General features: G+C 56.5%; 21 protein-coding genes and 2 pseudogenes. 5 read left to right on the top strand and 18 right to left on the bottom strand.

Translation table 11 applies throughout. The features are described from left to right. Positions 1 to 9 precede the first annotated feature (9 nt). The 4 genes from RWM61_RS15130 to speD form a co-directional block, all read right to left on the bottom strand. Complete coding sequence (locus tag RWM61_RS15130; RefSeq protein WP_314002247.1) at positions 10 to 549, bottom strand: hypothetical protein; 540 nt, start codon at positions 547 to 549, stop codon at positions 10 to 12. A gap of 295 nt (positions 550 to 844) precedes the next feature. Further along, entirely contained in the window at positions 845 to 1,312 is a 468-nt protein-coding gene (locus RWM61_RS15125; RefSeq protein ID WP_314002246.1) for a hypothetical protein, read from the bottom strand. A 241-nt stretch (positions 1,313 to 1,553) separates the two neighbouring features. After that, positions 1,554 to 2,480 carry an HPr(Ser) kinase/phosphatase gene (gene hprK, locus RWM61_RS15120; protein WP_314002245.1) on the bottom strand — a complete coding sequence of 309 codons (927 nt, stop codon included), beginning with the start codon at positions 2,478 to 2,480 and terminating at the stop codon, positions 1,554 to 1,556. Between the two features lie 258 nt (positions 2,481 to 2,738). Then, complete coding sequence (gene speD, locus RWM61_RS15115; protein ID WP_314002244.1) at positions 2,739 to 3,566, bottom strand: adenosylmethionine decarboxylase; 828 nt, start codon at positions 3,564 to 3,566, stop codon at positions 2,739 to 2,741. On the opposite strand from speD, the gene RWM61_RS15110 reads away from it, so the two are divergent. The 3 genes from RWM61_RS15110 to RWM61_RS15100 all read left to right on the top strand — a co-directional run bounded on the left by RWM61_RS15110 (position 3,565) and on the right by RWM61_RS15100 (position 5,362). Next, on the top strand, positions 3,565 to 3,786 hold the full coding sequence (locus RWM61_RS15110; RefSeq protein WP_314002243.1) for a hypothetical protein: 222 nt from the start codon (positions 3,565 to 3,567) through the stop codon (positions 3,784 to 3,786). The genes speD and RWM61_RS15110 overlap by 2 nt on opposite strands. A 39-nt stretch (positions 3,787 to 3,825) precedes the next feature. Beyond that, positions 3,826 to 4,686, top strand: a complete 861-nt coding sequence (locus RWM61_RS15105) for a lysophospholipase (RefSeq protein ID WP_314002242.1) — start codon at positions 3,826 to 3,828, stop codon at positions 4,684 to 4,686. A 184-nt stretch (positions 4,687 to 4,870) separates the two neighbouring features. Then, positions 4,871 to 5,362, top strand: coding sequence for a CAP domain-containing protein (locus tag RWM61_RS15100; protein WP_399538748.1), 492 nt, complete (start codon positions 4,871 to 4,873; stop codon positions 5,360 to 5,362). A gap of 59 nt (positions 5,363 to 5,421) precedes the next feature. On the opposite strand, the gene RWM61_RS15095 is transcribed toward RWM61_RS15100, so the two are convergent. The 5 genes and pseudogenes from RWM61_RS15095 to RWM61_RS15075 form a co-directional block, all read right to left on the bottom strand. Next, positions 5,422 to 7,776: a rhamnogalacturonan lyase gene (locus tag RWM61_RS15095; protein WP_314002240.1), complete on the bottom strand. Its 2,355-nt coding sequence runs from the start codon at positions 7,774 to 7,776 to the stop codon at positions 5,422 to 5,424. Positions 7,777 to 8,187: 411 nt separating this feature from the next. Next, positions 8,188 to 9,090 (bottom strand): cell wall hydrolase, encoded by a 903-nt coding sequence (locus tag RWM61_RS15090; RefSeq protein ID WP_314002238.1) that lies wholly within the window; start codon positions 9,088 to 9,090, stop codon positions 8,188 to 8,190. A 194-nt stretch (positions 9,091 to 9,284) separates the two neighbouring features. Then, the gene (locus tag RWM61_RS15085; RefSeq protein ID WP_314002236.1) at positions 9,285 to 11,045 is read right to left on the bottom strand and encodes a PAS domain S-box protein; all 1,761 of its coding nucleotides are present in this window, start codon (positions 11,043 to 11,045) and stop codon (positions 9,285 to 9,287) included. Positions 11,046 to 11,296: 251 nt separating this feature from the next. After that, positions 11,297 to 11,527, bottom strand: a pseudogene (locus RWM61_RS15080) (hypothetical protein); the annotation flags it as partial. Between the two features lie 333 nt (positions 11,528 to 11,860). Beyond that, positions 11,861 to 12,217: pseudogene (locus tag RWM61_RS15075) on the bottom strand (cation transporting ATPase C-terminal domain-containing protein); the annotation flags it as partial. On the opposite strand from RWM61_RS15075, the gene RWM61_RS15070 reads away from it, so the two are divergent. Together RWM61_RS15070 and RWM61_RS15065 are read left to right on the top strand one after the other, a co-directional pair. Next, positions 12,177 to 12,452: a glycine zipper domain-containing protein gene (locus RWM61_RS15070; protein WP_314002258.1), complete on the top strand. Its 276-nt coding sequence runs from the start codon at positions 12,177 to 12,179 to the stop codon at positions 12,450 to 12,452. The pseudogene RWM61_RS15075 and the gene RWM61_RS15070 sit on opposite strands and share 41 nt — an antisense overlap. Positions 12,453 to 12,930: 478 nt before the next feature. After that, positions 12,931 to 13,104 carry a hypothetical protein gene (locus tag RWM61_RS15065; protein WP_314002234.1) on the top strand — a complete coding sequence of 58 codons (174 nt, stop codon included), beginning with the start codon at positions 12,931 to 12,933 and terminating at the stop codon, positions 13,102 to 13,104. 29 nt (positions 13,105 to 13,133) lie between these two features. Here the strand turns inward: RWM61_RS15065 and uxuA are convergent, their stop codons facing one another. The 9 genes from uxuA to RWM61_RS15020 all read right to left on the bottom strand — a co-directional run bounded on the left by uxuA (position 13,134) and on the right by RWM61_RS15020 (position 22,842). Beyond that, positions 13,134 to 14,234, bottom strand: a complete 1,101-nt coding sequence (uxuA, locus tag RWM61_RS15060) for a mannonate dehydratase (protein ID WP_314002232.1) — start codon at positions 14,232 to 14,234, stop codon at positions 13,134 to 13,136. Between the two features lie 139 nt (positions 14,235 to 14,373). Next, positions 14,374 to 15,522, bottom strand: coding sequence for a galactonate dehydratase (dgoD, locus tag RWM61_RS15055; RefSeq protein ID WP_314002230.1), 1,149 nt, complete (start codon positions 15,520 to 15,522; stop codon positions 14,374 to 14,376). A 30-nt stretch (positions 15,523 to 15,552) separates the two neighbouring features. Next, positions 15,553 to 17,169 (bottom strand): response regulator, encoded by a 1,617-nt coding sequence (locus tag RWM61_RS15050; RefSeq protein WP_314002228.1) that lies wholly within the window; start codon positions 17,167 to 17,169, stop codon positions 15,553 to 15,555. Beyond that, the gene (locus RWM61_RS15045; protein ID WP_314002226.1) at positions 17,154 to 18,971 is read right to left on the bottom strand and encodes a histidine kinase; all 1,818 of its coding nucleotides are present in this window, start codon (positions 18,969 to 18,971) and stop codon (positions 17,154 to 17,156) included. Before RWM61_RS15045 ends, RWM61_RS15050 begins: the two co-directional genes overlap by 16 nt. Positions 18,972 to 19,104: 133 nt before the next feature. Next, a complete protein-coding gene (locus tag RWM61_RS15040) occupies positions 19,105 to 19,923 on the bottom strand; it encodes a carbohydrate ABC transporter permease (RefSeq protein WP_314002224.1) in 819 nt (272 codons plus the stop codon). Beyond that, positions 19,916 to 20,800 (bottom strand): sugar ABC transporter permease, encoded by an 885-nt coding sequence (locus RWM61_RS15035; protein WP_314002222.1) that lies wholly within the window; start codon positions 20,798 to 20,800, stop codon positions 19,916 to 19,918. The genes RWM61_RS15040 and RWM61_RS15035 overlap by 8 nt, the downstream gene beginning before the upstream one ends. 81 nt (positions 20,801 to 20,881) lie before the next feature. Beyond that, the gene (locus RWM61_RS15030; RefSeq protein WP_314002220.1) at positions 20,882 to 22,279 is read right to left on the bottom strand and encodes a sugar ABC transporter substrate-binding protein; all 1,398 of its coding nucleotides are present in this window, start codon (positions 22,277 to 22,279) and stop codon (positions 20,882 to 20,884) included. 259 nt (positions 22,280 to 22,538) lie between these two features. Next, positions 22,539 to 22,682, bottom strand: a complete 144-nt coding sequence (locus RWM61_RS15025) for a hypothetical protein (protein WP_314002218.1) — start codon at positions 22,680 to 22,682, stop codon at positions 22,539 to 22,541. Between the two features lie 28 nt (positions 22,683 to 22,710). Continuing rightward, positions 22,711 to 22,842, bottom strand: coding sequence for a hypothetical protein (locus RWM61_RS15020; RefSeq protein ID WP_314002216.1), 132 nt, complete (start codon positions 22,840 to 22,842; stop codon positions 22,711 to 22,713). Positions 22,843 to 23,453 lie beyond the last annotated feature (611 nt).

Below are 23,453 nucleotides of genomic sequence, written 5' to 3'. Positions count from 1 at the left end.
CGCGATGCCTCACCCCCGAACTCTATCATACTGCAAAACGGGGCGTTTGTACTTGGGAAGATATGACATAATGATAGCGCTTTCACCATTTCCCGGGAAATATGTCGTTAAATACGCACATATATCTTGCATTCGCAGCGGACGCTCGAGGGCCAACGCCAAGCGGAGCACTTCCTTTTCCACCAGCTCGTCGATGCTCGTCGTTCGCCCGGCCTCCGCGCTGTATACCTGCATGAACTGCTGCAGCGTCTGGATGCACATGCGGGGATTGTGTTTAACGTCATCAAGGGAAAAACGGATGATTTTCCACCGATCATTGGTCAGATGGTTTTGCCGGTTGTTTGAATCGCAGAAGCCCCAACGTGACATATTCGTAACATGCGAGCCGAAATCGTCGATGTCGATCGACAGTCGCAGCGGATAGCGGATATACGCAAAATCCAAAAAGCGCCTGCCGCCCTTGAAATCGATCACCTCATATTCCGGATGCAAATAATAATGCTTTTTCAACCATGCTTCATACGCCTCCGCAAATCCATTATCCCCCACCCGCCATCCCTCCTCCATGATCATAAAAAAACACCGCTCCCCCGAACGCATCATGCGCCCAAGATAGCAGTGTGTGCTTCACAACCGTATTTGATAAACCGATTTTATCATGACATCGCCTGTTAGCGAGGAGCCTTAACGATATCTTTTCTGGCTTTTATTAACTCGTCTTTATGATGACGAATGAATTGGCTGACATCGGAGGTATCGTTACCAGGCGAAGACTGGCGTACAAATTGACCATTCGTTAAACGTCGAGCGGCATTATCAATGCTTGACCGTTTCCTCATTGTCATCACCTCTTCTTTAAGTATACTTGAACCAAATGCTCTGCGGCAACCCCGTCGATGTACATGCGTTCACCGTTTCCCAGGCGTTTAGCTCGCATATTAAGCAAATAATACCGAATCAACCTCGTTTTCGCGTTAAACGCTATAAATCCATCACAACCAAGTTCCATGCTGCGTAGACAAGCGTAAGCCATCAGGTTCTCGCCCACGTAATCAAATACCTTGCCAAACCGATTATGGGGCGCACTTTCAATCAAGTGAACCCAAACATGGTCTTCCTTGTACTCCAATGCCAAGGCACCCTGGATGTCAGGATTTCCGACTACGCACATTTTGTAGACTTCAATACCTCGATGTCCAAAATAAACCGTCCAGTCAAAGGACTCATCCCAATCGGACATTTGGCTCGCAACATCTGAATGGTCCAGGTTAACAAATTCAACCGGATAAAGCTCACGTGATTCGTTATGCAAGAGCACTCCTTCACCTCTATTTAATCATGTTAAACCTTTTGCCCGGTATACAGCAGGACATGAATTGCTGCAACTGCATGATTCTCGTAAAATGTTTCAAATAAAAACACCGCTCCCCCGAACGCATCATGCGCTCAAGATAGCGGTGTGTGCTTCACAACCGTATTTGATAAACCGATTTTATCATGACATAACCATGCCCTTCAACCCCATCAGCCACTCGAATCCTTTACGGACTCCCCTACCCGTTCTCTTCCATCTGCTCCTCGATTCGCTTGATAAATTCCTCAGCGGCGCTGTAGCCTTGCTGGCGCAAATACCAGTTGTTGGCCGCGGCCTCGATCAGACCGGCCACGTCGCGGCCCGGCTGCAGCTGAATTTCGATGTGCGGAACCTTGACGCCGAGGTAGTCGGTATCCCCCGGCTGGAGCTCCAAATCGTTGTTAAGCTCATTCTCCCGCCAACGGGCAAGCTCGATATCCAGCACGATTCTCGTCTCATCCTGAAAAGCTTTACGCCCATAAAGTCTTACCACATTAACCAATCCGATGCTGCGCAGCGCCAGAAACTCCTTCGTCGTTTCATTGTGCGTGCCGAGCAGCGTCTGCGGACTGATCCGCTTCAGCGTCACGATGTCGTCCGCCACGAGGCGGTGGCCGCGGCGGATCAGCGTGTGCGCGGTTTCGCTTTTGCCGATGCCGGACTGTCCGCGGAGAAGGATGCCGATGCCCGACACGTTCATGCATACGCCGTGCACCGATATTTCCGGAGCCAGCGATTTCACCAGGAAGCCGTCCAGCTTCGTTATGAATTCGGTCGTGGACTCCGCCGTCCGGAGCAGCGGGATCCCCTCTTCCTCGCAGTATTGCGTCAGGTATTTCAGCCCTTCGCCCTGGCCGTACGTCACGATGAAGCAAGGCGGCCTGTACCTGACGATGTTGCCGATGTGGAGCTTGCGCTCCTCTTCCGTTTGCTTATGTAAATAGGTAATTTCCTTGCGCCCCATCACCTGGACGCGCTCCATCGGGAAAAACTCGAAATAGCCGACGAACTCGAGCCCCGGCCGGTGCACTCGCGATTGCGAGATCGTTCGGTCGAGTTTCCCTTCGCCTGCCAGCACCTCCAGCTTGAAGCGCTGCACCAGCAGCTGAACCGTAATCGTTTTCATTTCGCGTCACCTGCTTTATGTTTACTAAAGTCACCGCATTGCCAACCTCAATAATATTCGACAACGCCGGGTCGGCTCCTGTTTCCGTTCGGCCGCAAAAGTGACAAAAGAAGCACAAGCAAGCAACCTCACTCACCGGCCAACCTCATCTCCCGCCACGCCGGCCCTGCGCGCGCCAAACGCGCAAAAGCCTCACCCGCCGTCATGCGATGAGGCCGCTCTCCAGTTTTCATCTCACTTCCCTGCTTACCCGCACGCTCACTCACCCTCGTTCTCCACGCGGCTCATGTTTTTGCCGTAGAAGATCTCGTCCATCTCGGTCTGCAGCCGCCGGGCGATTTGCTTCTGCTCCTGGGGACTGAGCTTCTCCTTGGTGTATCCGAACAGATAGTTGTTGAGGTCGAACTCCCGCAGCTTGCACTTCGTATGAAAAATATTTTCCTGATACACGTTCACGTCGATCATGTCGTACATGCTTTTCACGTTCTCCGGAATGTAGTTCTGGATCGAGTTGATGTCATGGTCGATAAAAAGCTTATGTCCGCTGATATCCCGCGTGAAGCCGCGCACCCGGTAGTCGATCGTCATCATGTCCGTATCGAACGAGTGGATCAAATAGTTCAACGCTTTCAACGGTGAAATCTCTCCGCAGGTCGACACGTCGATGTCGGCGCGAAACGTGCTGATCCCCTCGTCCGGATGATATTCGGGGTAGGTGTGCACCGTAATGTGGCTTTTATCGAGCTGCATGACGACCGTCTCGGGAAGCGGCCCTGGCGACTGCTCGTAAGACTGCGTCGGCACCTCAACCACCGGCCCCTCGGACACCAGCATCGTCACGCTCGCGCCCTGCGGCACATAGTCCTGCTTCGCCACATTGAGCACATGGGCGCCGATAATATCGGATACCGCCCGCAAAATTTTCGTCAGCCGGTCGGAGTTGTACTGCTCGTCGATGTATTCGATGTAGGCCTCGCGCTCCGCCTTCGTCCGGGTGTAGCAAATATCGTACATATTAAAGCTGAGCGATTTGGTCAGATTATTAAAGCCATGCAGCGTTATCAATTGTTGAGGAGTCAAAGGCATGGGAGTTCCCCCCTTTCATACTCCTTTTTATACCCATATTCAACACGGATTAAAGCCTTCCGGGCAAGAAAATGCATTTGCTAAACCGGGACAAGCGGCGCAGCACGAGCCGTTCGCGCCCAACCTGCCGACCGGCATGGCGATGACCGGCGTCAGCATCGGCCTCGTCAGCCGAAAAAAACCGAAAGCTACTCCCCAATCGCGCAAGCAAGCGGTATAATAACCATTATATGGCGATCAACTGAGAGGGGGATTCAGCTTGCGGGAAAATGAAGGAACGTTCCGGGGCGCAGGCGGAACGGAGCTTTTTTACCGCGCCGCAACACCGGCCGACCGCGTGCCCAAAGCGGCCGTTCTGCTCGTGCACGGACATGGCGACCACAGCGGAGGGCTTTACGGCCTGATCACACGGCTCACCGACAACGGCTGCACCGTGTATGCTCCCGATCTGCGCGGCCACGGCAGAAGCCCGGGAACACGGGGATTCATCCGTTCATGGGATGAATATCGCGAAGACCTGCATGCGCTCCGGACACGTATCGACGCTGAGCAGCCGTCATTGCCGCTCTATCTCATGGCGCACAGCCTGGGCGGCGTGATCAGCCTCGACTATGTTGTCCGCCACGGGGCAGGCGTCGCCGGGCTTGCGGCGATCGCGCCCGCCATTTCGTACGAGGCGACTCCCTTGGGCAAGCTGCTTGTGCTCGCGATGGGGCGGTTCAAGCCCGACTACACCGTCGAGAAAACCGGCGATCTCCGGCAGTTGACGCGGGATCCCGACATGCTCGCCAAGCTGCAGGCCGACCCGCTGCGGCACAATACCGTCACGCCGGGCTTGGGCCGCGGGCTGCTTCGGACTTTGCCGATGCTCACGAAGTCGGCCTCCTCCATCCGGCTGCCGCTCCTGCTCCAGTACGGACTTGCTGACGAGATCACGCCGCCGGCCGAACTGCACCGGTTCTTCGACAGCGTCGGCTCGCCGGACAAACAGCGGATCGCCTACGAAGACGTCAGGCACCGGCCGTTCGACGACCTCGGACGGGAAACCTTTTTCGCCGATCTGCTCGGCTGGCTCGACCGGCAAACCGCCGCCGGCACGCACAAGACGCCTTCCGCTTAGTTTATCGACGCAAAACCCATACTATTACCCGATCCGCCTCGATTTGACGCGCGTCAACATTAAGATTAAATGATGATTTCCTCATAATCCATCTGCCGCGGCCGCAAACGGCTATAATACAAAGGGTCAGGCAACGCGGCCCTGCGGGTTGCGAACAACGGTTAGGAGGATTATATTGAAAAAAATGTTGGCAGCTGTTCTGATGTCCGTAACGTTGGCGGCAGGCATTACGGCAGGACAAGCAGGCGTGGCTGAAGCTTTGCCGGTATCCGTGTCCGCGCCGTCGGTTACCCAGTCCGCGCAATCCAGTTACACATTCTCCAGGCAAGTAGTCAGTCTCGTAAACAAGCAACGCGCCAAAGCAGGCTTGAAGCCGTTAACCTTGTCCACCAAACTGTCCGCTGTGGCGAAAGCCAAGGCGATCGATATGTACAAGAAAGATTACTTCGACCACAACTCGCCGGTCTACGGCTCTCCGTTCGACATGATGAAAGCATTCGGCGTAACGTTCAGGTATGCAGGTGAAAATATCGCCAGCGGCTATAAGACGCCGGAAGACGTCATGAAGGCCTGGATGAACAGCCCCGGTCATCGGGCCAACATCATGAACAAGAATTTCACTACGATCGGCATGGGCTATTTCAACGGCGAATGGGTGCAACATTTTACAGGGTAAAAAGGAAAGCGGCTCAACAAAGTCCCTTTGTTGAGCCGCTTTTTTATTCATGCTGCCGACTAGTCCCGCCGCTTGTCGCCCTTGCCCGGCGTCTTCATGTTCGGAATCGGCACGTTCGCCCAATCGATGTCGGACGCCAGATAGAAGCTCGTGTACGACGGCTGGTTGTACACCGTGTTCTGACGCGCGACCTCCGCCCGATATTGAACATCGTGCATGAGGGTGTACAGCTTGCGGTTCGTCACCTCGGTGCTGAGATAGATCCGCAGGGCCGAGCTGTCCGCCGTGCGAACGACAAGCTCCTCTCTCCAGTCGCCGACAATGTCGGCCACCAGGCTCGGATTGCCCTTCGTGCCGTTATTGGTGAGCGTACCGTCAGCCGTCAGCAGCCGCCCCCGGTTCCAATCGTCGATGGCAGGCGTAACGTTCAGGGCGCCGTTCACGATCTGCGTCGTCATGTCGGCCGCCCACTTGATGCTCATGTTCGTGCCGGGCGCCTTGCTGCCGATCTGCCGGCCCTGCGCATTCCACAAGGCGCCCGCCGGCGCCAGCGGAATGCCCGCCCACGACTCCATGCCCGGCTGCGCCGGATCAATGTCGCCGATCATGCCGCGTCCGGTATCTCTGCCGGTATAGCCGCCGAAAATGACCTGCCCGGTTGCGGCATCCCGCATGGCGTAGCCGTACGGAGCCCAAGCGGCGCCTTCGTGCACCGAAAAAATCTCAAGCCCTGGCCGGTTCGGATCGATATCCGTCACATGCATCGCATCCCCATGGCCGAGTCTCGCCGTCGTACCCGGCGCCGCGCTCTGAGGCGGCATGACATCCATCGAGCTGTACAATAAAGAACCGTCGTGATCGATCGTGGCGGCGCCGTAGACGATTTCCTGTTTGCCGTCGCCGTCCACATCCGCCGAGCTGATCGAATGGATGCCCTGGGTCGTCAACGTGCCGAACTCGGGATCGGTGCCGTCGCGGCCGTGCGGACTGTCGTTGAACGGGTTGCTCATCGGGACCCAGCCGCTGTCCACGTACCATTCCTCCTTCAGCCGCTTGCCGTCCCAGCTGTACGAAACCAGCGTCGACCTTGTGTAGTAGCCGCGGGCGAACACCGCGTAGGGCCGCTTCCCGTCCAAGTACGCTACAGTTGCCAGGAAGCGGTCCACCCGGTTGCCCGGCTCGATTCTCGCCATCGCATAATCGCCCCACATCAGGCCGTCGTCCTCGCGGCCCGGCTTGTAACGGATCGTTTGCAGCTCTTTGCCGGTCGCGCCCTCGAATACGGTCAAATATTCAGGGCCGTTCAGAATGAACCCCTCGAACGCGCGCAGATTGTTCCGGGCGCTGCGGCTCGGCGCGTAGGTGTCCATGAAATAATCCACCAGAGTCTCGGCATCCGCCCGCGACAGAGGATACTCGTATCGCTTCTCAAGACCGAAGCTTTCCTCAATCGTCGCCGGCCACCGGCCCTGCACAACCTCCTCACGCGCCTGCCAGCCCATGAACGTCGTCACCAAATGCTCATAGTAGTCATCCCGGCTCATGCGGTAGTCATCCCCGTTGCTGTAACCCGCCCGGATGTCGTCTTCCGGCAGCGTAATATAATTTTCCGACATCACGCCGCCGGTCCGATCGAACCGGATTACCTTGGTGCCCGGGGCTGTTTTGAACATCATTTCCGCCTTGCCGTCGCCGTCAAAGTCGTACACCATGAACTGGGTGTAATGCGCGCCCGACCGGATGTTGACGCCCAGATCGATCCGGTACAGCAAAGCGCCTTCCAGCGTATAGGCGTCAATGTAGGTGTTGCCGGTGTAACCGACCTGAGAGACGTCCTTCGAGTTCGAAGGGTCCCATTTTACGAAAAGCTCGTATCGGCCGTCGCCGTCCACATCCCCGACGCTGGCGTCATTCGCTGAGTACGTGTAGGCCTCGCCTGCGGGCGTTACGCCATCGGCCGGTTTACGGAGCGGCATATCGTAGTAGCCGTTTCCCCACGGTGCGACCGCGGCGCTTCGATCGATTTCCCGGCCTTCGGACACCGCCGACACCTCATAGCTAGATGCGGAAGTGCCTGCCCGATCGAGGAAGTTCGTACTGTCGGTCACCGTCGCAATCTTGCTGCCGTCGCGGTACACATTGAAGTCGACGCCGGTCAAGCCCGTCGCGGAATAGCCGTCCACCTCGTCCCCCTTCAGCCTCCAGCTCAGAAAAACGCCTTCGGATGCAGCGGCAGCGACCAATCCCCGGTCCAGATATTCCAGCTGCACCTTCGGTCCTTTGCCTGAAGCGTTCTGCCCGCGGACGGCATCCTCCGCCGCCGCGGCGGACATCCCCGTGAACAGCAAGGGGATCGCTAACGCGGCGGACAACAGCTTGGCTGCGAGCGGACAATTTTTCTTCTTCAAGGTCATTCTTTTCCCTCCCGATATAGGCGATTTGCCTTAAAGTCTCCTATATTGTAGATGGAAGAGAAGCATGACCCCAGTTAAAAAACCGCTTTCATCGGTTAAAAAACAGAGGTTTTCCGGAACATAAGTTCGGCAAATTTCGACAATCCCCTTCGGTGACAAGGGAGCGCGCAGCAAATAACCCCGACCGTCGCGGTCAGGGCCGTTTGTCGTTTGCTCTGCTCAAATCCAATCCATATAGCCGAAGCCGTACACCGAACCGACCGAAAGCGCCAGGACCGCGGCAATATCGGTTCCGAGAAGGATCGGTGCAACCAAGGCAAGTCCGGGAAAGGCCGCAGCGCTCCCTCCTCCCGCTTGCAAACCAAGAGAGGCGCCGACAAGGCCGCCTCTCCAAGTTTAAATCTTCGATTCTTATTTCGCAAATATATGATTGCCGATAATCGTGGTCGTTTTCCGGCTGCGGACCCATTGGTTGTCGGTTTTGTCCGGGTTGTAGAAGACGACTGCGCCATACGAAGGATCCGTGCCGCGCATCGCTTCGTCGACCGCCCTGATCGTCTCGTCGCTCGGCGTTACATTGTAGATCCGCTTGTCGAGCACCGGCGAGTATTGGTAGTACGATTTGCCGTTATACTTGGTCACGTGGAAAATCGTCCCCTTGATCGTGTCCGGCCACTCCGGGCTTTTTACCCGGTTGAGGATCGTCGCGGCTACCGCGATTTTACCCCAGTAGCTTTCACCGCCCGCCTCCGCTTCCGTAATCCGGTAAAACCACTTCATGTCTTCTTGCGTGGCGGATACTTTTTGAGCAACGGATACTTTTTGCGCGGCGGATCGGGAAGCAGCCTGAACGTTAACCGCTTTCTTCCAAGCCGGAGCAATCGATGTCCGTTTCGTTCTCGCGCTGTAGCTGACGTTCATGCCAAGCATTCGAGCCGTGTAGGCGAGAGGCACATAGACCTTCCCGTCGCGGGCGACCGCGGTTGTGGCCAACCGGGCGCGTTCCCAGCGTTCGTTCCCGTTCCTTTCATAATCCACAAAGCCGGTTCCGAGCGGGAACCCCATTACAATGGACGGATTGCTGACGACGGCCGAATTGTACCGGTCGCTCCAGCTGACGTCCGCATCCAGATTTCTGAAGAACGCAACCGGCACAAGCTGGCGGTTGTTCTGCACAAGCATGGACGTCTTCACCTTCGCTCCATCTATGTACAAAGTTTTTGTATTCACGTTTGATGCGTCGGCGCCGGCCGGATTCAGCAGCGTCCCCGCCAGTGCCGCCAATATGGCCATTGCGGATAGTTGTTTTCTCATCGGTATCAGCCTCCTCTTACAGGTACTCTACTATAGATAGATTTGCAGCTGCTATGGTAATAAAAGCCTTTGCCGGACAAACCGTGCTTGCCGACCGCCAGATTAAAAAAATGAAAAACAAAAAAAGGCTGAATCTTTCAGCCTTTTGCCCGATTTTCGCCGGTCGGCGGGTTGAAACATTAGAAATCTCTCTATTATTTCACCGGTATCTCAATCTCGACAGTCGTGCCTTCCTGGAGCTTGCTTTGAATGGACATGGAGCCGTTGTGCGTTTCGATAATGCGGTGGCAGACCATGAGGCCGAGACCGGTGCCGTTTTCCTTCAGGGAATAAAAAGGCTCTCCGACCTTGGACAGCTTCTCCTCCGGAATCCCGATGCCTTGATCGACGATGCGTATGGAAACGCTGTCATTCTCCGTTGGCCGGATCGCAATTTCGATCGTGCCGCCATGGGGCATGGACTCGATGGCGTTTTTAAGCAGATTCATGAACACCTGCTTGATCTGATTGGGCTCGCAGCAGATGGTCCGGACGTCCGGATCGCAATGAAGCGTCATCTGCACGTTGAACAGCATCGCCTGCGGCTCCATCAGGTAGATGACGTTCTCGATAAGCGTCCTCAGATCGATTTCCACGAATTTAACGGCATGCGGTTTGGCGAAACTCATGAATTCATTGACGATATTGCTGATGCGTTCGATTTCGTTCAGCATGATGTCGACATAAACGGTGTTCTTTTCCTTCAAAAGCTGCAGAAAACCTTTCAGGGAGGTCAGCGGATTCCGTATTTCGTGCGCTACGCCGGCCGCCAGCTCGCCCACGATCGACAGCTTCTCCGACCTGCGGATCATCTCTTCCGTCCGTTTGCGCTCCGTCATATCCCGGATGACGATTTGCAGCAGGGGAGAATCGATATGCTTGTAAATATAAATGCACGACAGCTCGACATCCAGCTGCTCGCCGTCCAGACGCTTGAGCTTCAGTTCGATGAAATCACAGGAGCCGTCCGTATGAACCACCTTATGCATTTGCTCTTCAATGATGGGGTGAGAGGATGAGCAGAAAAAATCGAAGATCGAGCGCCCGATCAGCTCTCCCTCGTGATTCCCGTTAAAAAGCTCGATCCCTTTATCGTTCACGAAGTTAATGATCCCGTCGCGAAGCAAAACGATCGGTTCGGGAGAAAGCTTCAACACCCGCCTGAATTCCCGCTCCCGTTCCACCAGTGCGGCCTCCGCTTTTTTGCGGCCGGTCACGTCCCGAAATAACAGCTGCACGGCCCGGCGCCCTTGGTACTTTATCGGAACAGCCTTTGCTTCAACATGGATCACTTGACCGTCCAAGCGCAGCAGTCTCTTATCCAGAACCTCGGGGGCTTGATCTTGCGCAAAATGTTGTTGGAGCTCCTGCGGCAGCTCGGCCGAATCGTCCGGATGCACAAAGCGGGATATATGCCGGCCGATCAGCTGTGACGGGTGACGGGCGCCAACAAGCTTCACCGTTGCAGGATTTACATATCGAATGACATCCTTATGATACACAACGATCGGTTCCGGCGAGGATTCAATCAGAACACGGTAACGTTCCTCGCTTTCCTTAAGCTCTTCCTCGGCTTTCTTTCTGTCGGTAATGTCCCGCTCCACGCCCATGAATGCAAAGACGTCTCCAGACTCATCCTGGATAGGTGAAATCGTGACATTCGCATAAAAGGACGTGCCGTCTTTTCGTAATTTCAAGCATTCCATGCCCGATACTTCTTCACCCTGAATAATTCGTTCATACAACTGAAAAACGGCGTCCTTATCCCCCTCCGGCGTCATCGGCTGCACCATGCCGATCACTTCATCCCGTGCCCAGCCGTGCATTTCCACAAATTTATCGTTCACTTCCATCACCCTGCCCTCCAGATCGACGATGACAATGCCGTCCGAAGAAATGTTTAACAAGGAAGTCAACGTTATCTCCTTGCGGTCGATTAAAGAATACAGTTTCTTAATGATAGGAATCACCCTAATTGTTAATGTACTTATCATTAAGTTAACATAGATTCATTTAAGATAGCGTATATTTTTTTGGTAATAAAAAGGATCGGAACAGTCTTGACACTGTCCTGATCGTTGGGATAGATCCCTATACGGCGACCGTCACAGCCAGCTTGATCAAAAGAACGGGCAGAGGGCCCCGCACAAGCAGCCTGAGCTCCATTTTTCACCAGAGGGTCATTACGCAGATGAATGACGCATTCCTCATTTGAGGTATGATACACTAGCTGCCGCGGCTCTACATTAAAGAATTCTCGGTTGGCATCCTTATCCGGGATGGCCCGGACAGGTGCTACTTCCGTTATGATTTTCTTCCCTTCCTCCTCGCGGTATTCGAGAATAGACAGCAAGACAAATTGATTTGGGAACAGTTCTCTTACTTCCTGCCACTGCATCGCAAACCCTCCCTCTCGTATAAAAACTCGGACAAACTGCGTTTGCATTCATTTTATCATACATGAAACTCGAATTAGTATTCTCGTCCATTTTGTCCTGCTTCAGCCACAGAAACAGTCTCGGTTCACTAACAACGCATCTTCTGAAAAGTTCTGATTGGTTACGGTCCTGTTGTTGAATTGGCAATTGCCTTAGGCTGTGGAATTAACCGATTCGACAGCTCCTCACTAATCTTCTCAGCTCTCTTTTGAAAAAACACATCGTAATCATCGTCCCATACGCCATAATCGACGGAGCTTTTGCACGAATAACTTGCTTGTTCAGAAAAATGCTCTCCAGAAAAAATCTTGAAGATAGGCCCTCTTGTCATCAAGCGGCCTTTGCTTATGATAGCATGTGGCGAATGCGACGCTTTGCGCCACCTGCACCGGAGCGCCGGATGCCAGCGTGAGCGCGAACAATCCGAGCGAACCGAGTCCGAGCAGCACGCCGCGCGTAATAACCTTCCGATACAGCTGCTTGTCCACGATGTCGACTTGCCGCGTTTCCTTCGTCTTGCTGCCGGGATTGACGGCAAGCACCATCGCGGGCAGGGCGTCGGTCAGCAGATTCATCAGCAGAATTTGAATCGGGACAAGCGGGATCGGCATGCCGACCATTACCGCCGCGCTGGTGACCAGAATTTCCGCCGTGCAAACGACCGAGAACGTGACCGGGGCGATCGGCGTCATGGCCGGCGTGGAATACGGCGCGATACTCGGCACGTCGCTTATGCCCGGTATCGGCACGGCGATCGGAGCCGTTGCGGGGGGCATGTTCGGCGATAGGATCGGGCGGGTGGTCGGACATCGAACGGGAGACTTCCTTCTCAAATCGGACGCCATGCGCAACATGGTGAAGCCGATGACGCAGGACAACCTGTAAGCGTTCATTCAAGCGCCGGCAAAGAGACGATGACCCGTCAGCGAAAAAGAGGACCCCGTTCGATGACGAACGGGGTTTCCCGGCGGCGCAAAAAAACAGGATCCGGCTTTGCGGATCCTGTGCATAAAGGAGTGCTTTACTGCGTGACCGCTATATTCTATGCCGGGGACATGAAGATGCATAGGTAGATTCCCGGAGCCCGCCCTCAAAATCAAGCTTTTATCCCGCCTCAATAGCCTGTTTTTCTTATAAATGGTTGATAGTCTACCAACGTGGTAGGTAGATGTCCGGCCGTGAGTGCGGCTGAGACCGGACTTTTCCCGCCCTCACGCGACTTTGTCCGCCCAACCGGCGCTGAGACCGGGGTTTTCCCGCCCTCACCCCCACTTGCAGAGCGCGCGGCTTCGCCCTCTCCATTCGGACGCGGCTTCGCGGCTATGGTATAATGCTGCCTATCACACCGCTGGAGGTCCGCACAATGAAACTGTATGTCGTACTCTCGTTCAATGAGGATGGAATGGAAAATGTCTATGTCGGCGAAGACGAGGAAAAGGCGCTTTCGCTCAAGCCGGCCGATTTTGAGAATTGCGATGCCTTGTTCGTTGAGGTTTGGGAGGACGGTGAAAAAATCGACGATTACCGTTTGGAGTAACAGCGTACGAATAAGCTCATCTGCCCGGTTTAAACGGACGACTCCGCCGCCCGCAATCCGTCAGCCCGGCGCTTCCCGCGCTGCGCCAGATCCCACACGCCCCACAGATACATGATGCCGAGTGCCCGGTCGTACAGCCCGTAGCCCGGCCGGCACTTCTCATCCCAGATATGCCGCCCGTGATCCGGACGCGCATAGCCCGTGAACCCGACGTCGCTGTAAGCGCGCACCACCTCGACGATATCGACGGTGCCGTCGGACGCGCGGTGGGACGTCTCGATGAAATCGCTGTTGTCGTGGACGCGCACATTGCGGATGTGGGCGAACGGAATCCGGTCCGCGAACTCCCGAATCATCGCCGGAATGTCGTTCGCCGGGTTGGCCCCGAGCGAACCGCTGCACAGCGTTACACAGTTGTAAGGGCTGTCGACGAGCTTCAGCAGCCTGCGAATGTTGTCCTGGCCGGTGATGATCCGGGGCAGCCCGAATACCGAATACGGCGGGTCGTCGGGGTGGATCGCCATTTTAATATCATGCTTCTCCGCAACCGGAATGATCTGCTCCAGAAAGTATTGAAGATGGCTCCACAGATCCTCTTCCGTCACACCCTTGTACGCCTCGAAAAGCGGTCCCAGCCGTTCCAGCCGCTCCGGCTCCCAGCCCGGCATCGACAAATCCGGACGCAGCGCGATTTCCCGCACCAGCTCCTCGGGAGTCATCCGCTCAATCCTCGCCTTCTCGAAGAAAAGCGCGGTGGAGCCGTCCTCCATCTCCTTGTACAGCTCGGTCCGCGTCCAGTCGAACACCGGCATGAAGTTGTAGCAGATCGTCTTCACGCCGACCTTGGCCAGCTTCCCGATCGTTCGCTTGTAATTCCCAATCAGCGCGTCGCGGGTCGGCAGCCCGAGCTTGATGTCCTCATGCACGTTAACGCTTTCAACGACATCCAGATGCAAGCCGTACGAATCCGCGAGCGCCTTGTAGGCCATAATCTTGTCCATCGGCCATTCCTCGCCGGGCAGCCTATCGTGCAGCGCCCAGACGATGCCTTCGACGCCGGGAATTTGCTTGATCTGCTTCAGCGTGACCGTATCGTTGCCCTCTCCATACCACCGAAAAACCATTCGCATAACCGGCCGTTCCCCTTCCCACGCATCAGTTAGTGCCTATTGTAAGCTAAAAAACGGCGCAATATTACCGGGCCGCCTTATCTCCGAGTGTCTAAATCGCACGGAATGCTTGACCCTCAGTGGGGAAGCGGCCGGGCGGCTACCATTCCGCGACCGTGCCGTCCTCCTGCCGCCAGACCGGATTTCGCCATTGATGCCCGATCGCCGCCATCTCGCGCACCTTGTCTTCGTCCACTTCGATGCCGAGCCCGGGAGCGGTCAGGTTTTTCACAAACCCGTCCTTGTACTCGAACACGAGCGGGTCCTTCAAATAATCCAGCAAATCGCTTCCCTGGTTGTAATGGATGCCCAGGCTTTGCTCCTGAATGAACGCGTTCGGAGAGCACGCATCCAGCTGCAGGCAGGCGGCCAGCGCGATCGGTCCGAGCGGGCAATGCGGCGCCAACGCCACATCGTACGCTTCCGCCATTGCCGCGATTTTGCGCGTCTCCAGGATGCCTCCCGCATGGGACACATCCGGCTGAATAATATCGACGATCCCCTGCGCCAGCAGCTCCTTGAACCCCCAGCGCGTATACATGCGCTCTCCCGTCGCGATCGGGCAGGAGGTATGCCGGGCAATCTCCTTCAACGCTTCGTTGTTTTCGGGCAGCACCGGCTCCTCGATAAACATCGGGCGGTACGGCTCCAGCTCCTTCGCCAGGATTTTGGCCATCGACTTGTGCACCCGGCCGTGAAAATCGATGCCGATCCCGATGCCGCCCCCGACCGCCTCCCGCACGGCTGCGATCCGGGCGACGGCGGCCTCCACCTTGTCGAAAGAATCGATGAAATGCAGCTCCTCGGTGGCATTCATCTTGACGGCGGTAAACCCGGCCCTGACCTGCGCCAGCGCCGCCAGCCCGACCTCGGCCGGACGGTCTCCCCCGATCCAGGAATAGACCCGGGTCTTGTCGCGGCACGCGCCGCCGAGCAGCTCGTAAACCGGCGCGTTATAGAATTTCCCCTTGATGTCCCAGAGCGCCTGCTCGATCCCCGAGATCGCGCTGGACAGAATCGGCCCCCCGCGGTAAAACCCTCCCCGGTACAGCACCTGGAACAGGTCCTCGATTCGCATCGGGTCGCGCCCGATCAAATAATCGGCCATTTCCTCAACCGCCGCACGCACCGTATCCGCTTTGCCTTCGACGATCGGCTCGCCCCAGCCGCTGATGCCTTCATCGGTCTCCACCTTAAGGAACAGCCATCTCGGCGGCACCTTGAACAATTCGAGCTTCGTTATTTTCATTGCGCATACCTCCCTCTCAAGCTGCATTTTTCAGGAATTTTGATCCCGGTAATCCTGCGGCGTGATGCCGAAGCTTTTTTTGAACGCATGGTTGAACGAATGGGGGCGCTGGTAGCCGAGCCGGGCCGCGATCTCGTAGATTTTATCCGTGCCGCTCTTCAGCAGGTACTGCGCCTTCTCCATGCGGATGCGGGTGATATAGTCGCTCAGATTTTCGCCCGTCACAAGCTTGTATATTTTGGAAACGTATACCGGATGCAGGTGGACATGCTCGGATATCGACTGCAGCGAAACCTCATGGCCGATATTGTTTTCGATAAAGCCCCGTATTTCGTTAATCAGCGAGGCGCGCGTATCCTTCGTCTCCTGATCCATATCCTCCCGAATCCGCTCCAGCGTCCGGAACGCCCATTCCTTGAGCAGCTTGACGGACCGGAACGGACTGCCCTCCGTCATCCGGTCAAAGTCTTCGCCGATCAAACGGCTTAAATGCCTTCCGTTCTTATGCGCGATATAGGAGTAGGCGGAGGCGATGGAAAAATAGGCTTCGAGCAAATGCTCCGGAGAGTCGGCACGCTTCGTCTCCATCTCCCCGAACGCGGCGCGAAGCTTGTCATCAATGGCCTCCCACCGGGCCGCCTCGAGCAGATGGATCAGCGTCGGCGGCTCGTACAGGCTGTACAGAGAGGGGACGGTTTCCGTATCGATCTGCTGCTGTTCCCCGAGGCGCATAAAAAGCTCCTGCACGCTCCCGATCCGCGTGCGGAACGACGATACCGAACGGTCGTACAGCTCGCGCAGATCCTGCGGAAATTGCCCCCGGCCGCCGACAAGCACCGATATTTTGCCTTTCAGATAGGTCTTGACCGCCGACTGCAGCGATGAGGCGGTGCGCTCGAACCACGCGGCATCCCCGTCGTCGGACAGCAGCGGCGTCATGACGAACACAAGGTAATCGTGCGTATCCTTTGCGTACCAGCCGGCATAGCGGTCGCCGAACAATTCCTCCACCATGTTGCCGACGGCGTACTCCATCAGCGACAGCCGGTTCGCGTCGTACTCGAGAAAGGAATCCTCCAGCCGGATCATCATCAGCTCGAACGGCCGCCCGGTCATGTCCTCGAAGCCGAGCGTATCCATTTTGCCGCGCAGCGACGATTCGGACAGCTGCCGTCCCTGAAGCAGGTCATTGAGCAAACTGGCCCGCAGCAGCGGCAAATTTTCCTTCAGCGCGTAGGCGAGCCGCTGTCTGGACACGACCTCCTCCCATTCCGCGCGCAGCTTGTCCATCACGCGCCCGATCGTCGAGAGCAGCTCCGTTTCCTTCACCGGCTTCAGCAGGTAATCCTCGGTCTGATGGAGGATCGCCTCCTTGGCGTACTTGAATTCCGAATAGCCGGACAGCAGGATGCATTTGGTCTTCGGCCAGCGCCGGCGAACCTCCGCAATGAGCTCCAGGCCGGTCATGCCCGGCATCTGAATGTCCGTAAGCACGATATCGACCGAGAATCGCTCGAGAATGGATAAGGCCTCCGGTCCGGAATACGCTTTATGGGCCTGCTCGACACCGACCGCCTTCCAATCGATCGTGCCGGCAAATCGCTCTACGACATGAATTTCGTCGTCGACAATCAGGAGCTGGACCATTCACCTTCCTCCCTTCTCCGCGCCCCGGCGCCGTCCTCGGGGCTGCGCCGCCAGCTCAGGACGACCCGCAGTCCGCCGCCGGGCACGTGCGCGAAAGACAATCCGGAGTCCGCGCCGAATTGGTAACTGAGCCTGTGGTGCACATTCCACACCCCGCAGCCGATCTCCTCCGACATCGGCTGCCGGAGCCTGGCAAGCAGCTGCCGGAGCTCCTCTTCCGTCATGCCTTTCCCGTTATCCTCCACCACGATCCGGTTGAACGTTTCGTCCTGCTCGCCCGTGATCGCGATCCGCCCGCCGCCCGGCTGATGCTCGATGCCGTGAATGACGGCGTTCTCGACCACCGGCTGGAGGATCAGCCGGGGAACCCGCTCGCCGAGCATCGCTTCCGGCACCGAGATGCCATACGCCAGCCGCTGCATGCGCAGGTTCTGGATGCTTAAATAATGATCCACAAGCTCGAGCTCATCCTTCAGCTTGACGGACTGGTTCTCGACCCTCGTCGTATAGCGGTAGAACTCGGCCAGATTCTCGCCCATCGCGATGACCGCGTCGCGATCCTCCATTTTGGCCGAATTGATCATGAAGAACAGCGAATTGTATAAGAAGTGCGGATTAATCTGGGATTGCAGCTGCTTCAGCGCAGCTTCGCGCGAGCTGATTTTCTCGGCGTATACGACCTCGACCAGCGTCTGAATCCGCTCCGCCATTTCATTGAAGCGCTGAATCAAATACTCGAACTCGTTCTTCGAGCGGTATTCGATGCGGGCGGAGAGGTCTCCCCGCTTCATCCGCTGTACGCTCCGGATGATGTTCTTGATCGGAATTTGCACGTTGCGGTACAGCAGGAAGGAGGCAAGCACGCCCATCGCGAGCAGCAGCCCCATCGACCCGTAAAACAAATTGCGCGTTTTCGCGATCGGCGACAGAATCCGCTGCTCCGGCACGTAATCCACCAGAAACCAGCCGAGCTGGCGGGATTTCACGTAGCTGACCAGCACCTCCTGGCCGTCTATTTCCATCCGCAGCTGCCCCGAGTCGGCGAGCGCTTCGCCCCGCAGCCGCCGATCGATGGCGGACACCGCCGATGAGACGGATGTGCTGTTCAGGATCGGCTCCTGCGCCGGATGGTACAGAAACGGATCGCTTTGCTTATCCTTCTTGTACACATCGAGCAGATTGCCGAGATTCTGCACCGGGAAGCGGACCTGATACACCGCGCGGGCCTGAGCGAACGAGCTCACCTTGGTCGGCTCGCCGATCTCCCGGACAAACGTGCCGATCGAGTCTCCCCTCGACGCGTCCTGCTCGTAGGTCCATTCGGTGTGAATCCGATCCGTCCATGCGCCGCGCCGGTCGGCGCCGTTCAAATAGATATTGGTCGAAATCACCTTGCGGTCCTTCGGAATGAACATCGTCAAGTCATTGGACCAGCTGCTCGAGACGCTCTGCAGGCCAAGCTTCTCCACAATGCGCGACCCCGCCTTCAACCGGTCGCCGGCTGCGGCGTCCGCGCGCTCCACGAAATCGCGGATATGCGGATCCAGACTCAGAATGACGGGAAACATCGACAGGTTCTCGATCGCCGAATCCATTTGATACAGAAAAAAGGACAGCCGGTTCAGGTTCGACGTCTGAATCTCCTCTTGAATCACCTCGTTGGCCGTGCGGTTCGAGAAGCTGTAGAGCAGCAGGATGGGCATCAGCAGCAGGATGACCATGATCACAATTTTGTTGAAAATGTTCAGCCTGTACTTCATCGTCCGCCACCCTCCGCCTTGTCCGAGCCTCACCAGTTCCATTATGGATGATTTCCGGAAAATGTCCAAGCCTGCTCCCGGCGTAAGACCAAATGGTTCGGTCTGGTCTCTGATTCCCCGGCGCGCATGGACACGCTGCGGTACCGCGCCCTAACCGGCACGGCCTTCGCTTCCGTCAGCCCTTCACCGCGCCGGCGGCCAGCCCGCTGACCACATACCGCTGGGCGAGCAGCGCGATAATGAGCACCGGCAGCGTAATGATGCAGGCGGCCGCCATCAGCGCTCCCCAATTGATTTCCGAATAGGACATGAAATTGAACACCGCGACGGGAAGCGGCTTCGTCTTGTCGCCTGCCAGGATGATCGAGAACATGAAGTTGTTCCACGAGAAAATGAACGACAGCAGCGACGAGGTAATGATGCCCGGTCCGGAGATCGGCAGAATGACCCGCAGGAACACCTGATGCCGGGTGCAGCCGTCGATCAGGCCCGCTTCCTCGATCTCGGTCGGCAGCGCCTCGAAGAACGAGATCATGATCCAGATGATGAACGGCAGCCCGACAAGCATATGGCTTAGAATCAGCGCCGTATAGGTGTCGACCAGGTTGACCTGCGAGAACAGGATGAACCAGGGAATCAGGAACGTAATGCCCGGGATGATCCGCGCCACCAGAATGATCAGCCCCAGCTTGTGCAGGCCGTGCCGGGCGATGGCGTAGGCCGCCGGCAGACCGAGCAGCAAGGCGAACAGCGTCGACCCCAGCGCGACGACCAGGCTGTTCCAGATATATTTGAGAAAATCATACTCCTTGAACACGCTGGCGTAGTTGTCCGCCGTCGGCGTGAAAAACAAAAGCTGATCCGTCGCCATGATCTGCGCCTGTGTTTTGAACGAGGCGAGCAGCATCCAGAAGAAAGGAAACGCGAACGCGAGCAGCACGAGGATCGTCAAGCCGCCGAATACAAAACCGGCCGTCTTCTTCCGCTTATTCATAGCGCCCCTCCATTCTTTTGCGCGTCCAGATCAGCAGCAGCGTCAGGCCCATGACGAGCGCGAAGAACAGCACCAGCAGCGAGGAGGCCGCGCCGAGCTTGAAATACTGAAAGCCGAGCACATAGCCGTAAATGTTCAGCGTCTCGGTCGCGAGATCCGGACCGCCCTGCGTCGTCGCATAAATAATATCGAACGTCTTCAGCACGTCGATGAGGCGAAGCATGGCGGCGACGAGGATCGTCGGCTTCAGCAGGGGCAGCGTGATCGACGTGAATTTGGTCCAGCTTCCCGCCCCGTCGACGTCGGCCGCCTCATAGGGCTCGGTCGGAATCGTGGCCAAGCCGGCCATGACGATCAGGGCGATCATCGGCGTCCACTGCCATACGTCGACGATGATGAGCGAGGGAATCGCCTGATTCGGGGAGGCCAGCCAGAGCAGCGGCTCCAGTCCGATCATTCGCAGCAGCATGTTGGCCGCTCCGATTGTCGGCTCATAGATGAGCAGCCACACGAGGCCCATCGCGACCGGCGTCGCCACCATCGGCAGGAGGAAGACGGTTTTCACCAGATTTTTGCCGCGGAATTCCCGGGACAGCAGCAGCGCGATCGCCACGCCCAGCACCACCTCGACCGCCAGCGCCGCAGCCGTGAAATACAGCGTGGCGCGCACCGCGCCCCAGAACCTGGCATCGGTGAGCAGCGCCTTGTAGTTGTCCAAGCCTACCCATGCCGGCGGCGTAATCGCGGACATGCTCCACTCATAGAAGCTGATTCTCACCGTGTAGAGAATCGGGAACAGCATCATCACCAATACGAATGCCACAGCCGGCAGCGTATAGATCCATTTCAAATTCCGGTCGAACCAGTTGTATTGCATGCCGGATTCTCCTTCCCTCGGGTTCCCATGATGGGCAAAAGGGCCATCGGAATGACCCTTTTGCCGGTTCGGCGCGAAGCCTTATTTGGATTTCTCGGAGTCGATGATCTTCTGCAGCGCCGCGTTCGCCTGATCGGCCACCTTCTGCACATCCGTCTCGCCGGTTATCACCTTCTGGACGATTTCGCCCACCGCATCCCGCGCCTCGCCGACGTTAATGACGGTCGGACGGTCATGGTCGACGCCGCCCTGGACGCTTTCCTTAATGACCGATACCATCTCGGCCGGGAAGCCGGTCGTGCCCTCCGGATTGTTCCAGACGGAGGAACGGGCGCCGGGGTTGCCGAGCTGCTGGGTTTTCAGCACGATTTCCTTACTCGTCGCCCATTCGATGAACGCCCAGGCCGCTTCCTTATCGACCGCCTTCGCGTTCATCGCCAGCCCCCAGGATGTAATGTTGTAAGGCTTGGAGCCCGCTGCGCCGGCCGGGAATTTCGCGAAGCCGACTTTATCGGCGATTTGCGATTTCTCCGGATCGGTCGCATTCTTGTAGATCGAATTGGCATCCGTGTAGAAGGCGACCTTCCCCTGCGCGAAAATCCCGATCGCTTGCGGCCACGACATGTTGAGCACGCCCGGAGGGCCGTAATCCTTCAGCAGGGTGCCGTACGTCGTGAACGCCTTGACCGCTTCCGGCGTATTGATCGTCGCGGTCTCCCCGTTCGTGAAATCTCCTCCCTCGGAATAGAGGAACGAAGAGACTTGCGTGACGAGCGGCGAGCGCTGTCCTCTTGCTACGAAGCCGTAGATTTCTTTGCCCGGATCGTGCAGCTGCTTGGCGGCCGCGGCAAGCTCGTCGATCGTTTTCGGCACCGCGATGCCCGCCTGCTCCAGCAAATCCTTGCGGTAGTACAGGATCTCCTGCTCCGTAATGATCGGGATGCCGGCCAGCTTGCCGTCGACCTTCGCCGACCCGACCGCCGATTCGGACAAGTCCGCAAAGTCGTAATCCGGATTTTTACCGACATAATCATCGAGCGCCGCCGTCCAGCCGTTCTTGAAAAACAGCTTGCCCTCCTGCAGCGGGCGGTACATGAACACATCCGGCGTTTCCGATCCTGCGGTGAACTGGACGGTAAGCTTCTGCGTCAGCTGGTCTTCAAAATAGCTCTGCACGTTCACCTTCATGCCCGTCGCGGCCTCGAACTCGGGGATGAGCGGCTTGACAGCATCGCCCCAAGGGTGGTTCGCCGTTACGAGCGTGATGCTTTTGCCCTCGAAAGGCTTGCCCGCCGGCGCGGTATTCTGGCCGTTCTCAGTCGCGTTGCTGCCCTTGCTCGTTGCGGCGTTATCGGTTTTACCGGCGTTATTCGCCGCATTGCCGCTCTGCCCGGCGCCGGAGCAGCCTGCGAGCAGCAGCGTCGCCGCCAGCATGACGGCCGTGCCTTTGCCTAACCAGCGGTTCGACAATAACTTCATCCTTACCCCTCCATATGCCATGAATTGTGGATACGCTTTCTTTCTATATTGAGCATACTGAATCACGCCGCAGGTTGATATAACGATTATTCAACATCGATAACTAAGCTTTAAGGTTTTCGCCGCCTGCAGTGAAAAAAAACACAACCGCCCCTTCGCGCAACCTGACGGCGCAAAAAGCCGGGAATGCTGCTGCAAAAACGCCAAATAAGCCGGCTCCGGTACTAGACCGGCGCCGGCTTTCTCATCTGATTCGGAGTCATGGCGTGATTGGCGGCTGCTGAGCCATTTGAGCTTGAATGTGCTCGGGAGACGTTTTCTCGTCCGGCTGCGGAAGCAGCGTTGTGTCCGAACGAATGCCCCGTTCCTTGGTCGTTTTGGCTTTTGGGGAATCCTGCCGCATATTCGTTCCTCCTTGGCCCGGCTGCAGCCTATTTATTGTTCAAATTCCTTAATACCATCGGCATTTTCTTTTCCGCTTTGTTCGCTGCTTTTTCCTTCGTCTTTCCGTCCGGATTGGCCGATTTGAACCTTGCGGCATCCATCCCGTCCATGATGTTCATAAAGGAACCTCCATTTTTATAAATAGCTTGTCCGGGAGGAAATGAAATTATTATAACCCCTTCACAAGAACGGTATGCCGGTACCGCCCCCTCACTCCAAGGCTTCTTCGCCAGCGGTCTCTCCTCGGCCCCTTGCACCAGGACTGGATTTCCTCCAGCAAAGTTACGCAATCGGCCTTCTTTTTAGCACTATGATGGATTTCATCCAGTAGAAACCGGCTTAAAAACCTCGTGGGTGAGAAATAATCTGATTACGTTGGATATTTTCCAGCATAGGGAACCCAGCGGCCCAGATAAAACAGTTTTATTGTACGATTTCCAATGCATGCTAAGCGGCGGAGGCGACACGACCAATAGATCGCCATTAAGTTTTTGGGAGAAAACGAATGATTATTCGTATTGTGTGACAGTTGTTGTTAACCGCCGCAGCATGCTATACTCTGCCTAGACGAAGAACGTCCTTTTGGCCTGCGGCCATAAGGGCGTTCTTTCATTTTTCTGCGGGAGGAATGATCATATGGAATTTGAAGAGGCGCATCACCGTTTTATCCAATACCACATAGAGCGCAGGACCGGTGAGCGAAAGGCGAGACTAATAAGAGGACACAAGT

It is taken from the genome of uncultured Paenibacillus sp. (genome assembly GCF_963515335.1).
Taxonomy (GTDB): Bacteria; Bacillota; Bacilli; order Paenibacillales; family Paenibacillaceae; genus Paenibacillus_I.
This window is presented reverse-complemented; position numbering and strand designations above follow the sequence as displayed.

Bases quoted from the DNA above. Each gene is read 5' to 3' on its own strand.
- hprK (WP_314002245.1), bottom strand. From the start codon at position 2,480: ATGAAAACGATTACGGTTCAGCTGCTGGTGCAGCGCTTCAAGCTGGAG.
- RWM61_RS15110 (WP_314002243.1), top strand. From the start codon at position 3,565: ATGGGAGTTCCCCCCTTTCATACTCCTTTTTATACCCATATTCAACAC.
- speD (WP_314002244.1), bottom strand. From the start codon at position 3,566: ATGCCTTTGACTCCTCAACAATTGATAACGCTGCATGGCTTTAATAAT.
- RWM61_RS15100 (WP_399538748.1), top strand. From the start codon at position 4,871: ATGTTGGCAGCTGTTCTGATGTCCGTAACGTTGGCGGCAGGCATTACG.
- RWM61_RS15095 (WP_314002240.1), bottom strand. From the start codon at position 7,776: ATGACCTTGAAGAAGAAAAATTGTCCGCTCGCAGCCAAGCTGTTGTCC.
- RWM61_RS15090 (WP_314002238.1), bottom strand. From the start codon at position 9,090: ATGAGAAAACAACTATCCGCAATGGCCATATTGGCGGCACTGGCGGGG.
- RWM61_RS15070 (WP_314002258.1), top strand. From the start codon at position 12,177: ATGCCGACCATTACCGCCGCGCTGGTGACCAGAATTTCCGCCGTGCAA.
- RWM61_RS15065 (WP_314002234.1), top strand. From the start codon at position 12,931: ATGAAACTGTATGTCGTACTCTCGTTCAATGAGGATGGAATGGAAAAT.
- uxuA (WP_314002232.1), bottom strand. From the start codon at position 14,234: ATGCGAATGGTTTTTCGGTGGTATGGAGAGGGCAACGATACGGTCACG.
- dgoD (WP_314002230.1), bottom strand. From the start codon at position 15,522: ATGAAAATAACGAAGCTCGAATTGTTCAAGGTGCCGCCGAGATGGCTG.
- RWM61_RS15050 (WP_314002228.1), bottom strand. From the start codon at position 17,169: ATGGTCCAGCTCCTGATTGTCGACGACGAAATTCATGTCGTAGAGCGA.
- RWM61_RS15045 (WP_314002226.1), bottom strand. From the start codon at position 18,971: ATGGAACTGGTGAGGCTCGGACAAGGCGGAGGGTGGCGGACGATGAAG.
- RWM61_RS15040 (WP_314002224.1), bottom strand. From the start codon at position 19,923: ATGAATAAGCGGAAGAAGACGGCCGGTTTTGTATTCGGCGGCTTGACG.
- RWM61_RS15035 (WP_314002222.1), bottom strand. From the start codon at position 20,800: ATGCAATACAACTGGTTCGACCGGAATTTGAAATGGATCTATACGCTG.
- RWM61_RS15030 (WP_314002220.1), bottom strand. From the start codon at position 22,279: ATGAAGTTATTGTCGAACCGCTGGTTAGGCAAAGGCACGGCCGTCATG.
- RWM61_RS15025 (WP_314002218.1), bottom strand. From the start codon at position 22,682: ATGCGGCAGGATTCCCCAAAAGCCAAAACGACCAAGGAACGGGGCATT.
- RWM61_RS15020 (WP_314002216.1), bottom strand. From the start codon at position 22,842: ATGAACATCATGGACGGGATGGATGCCGCAAGGTTCAAATCGGCCAAT.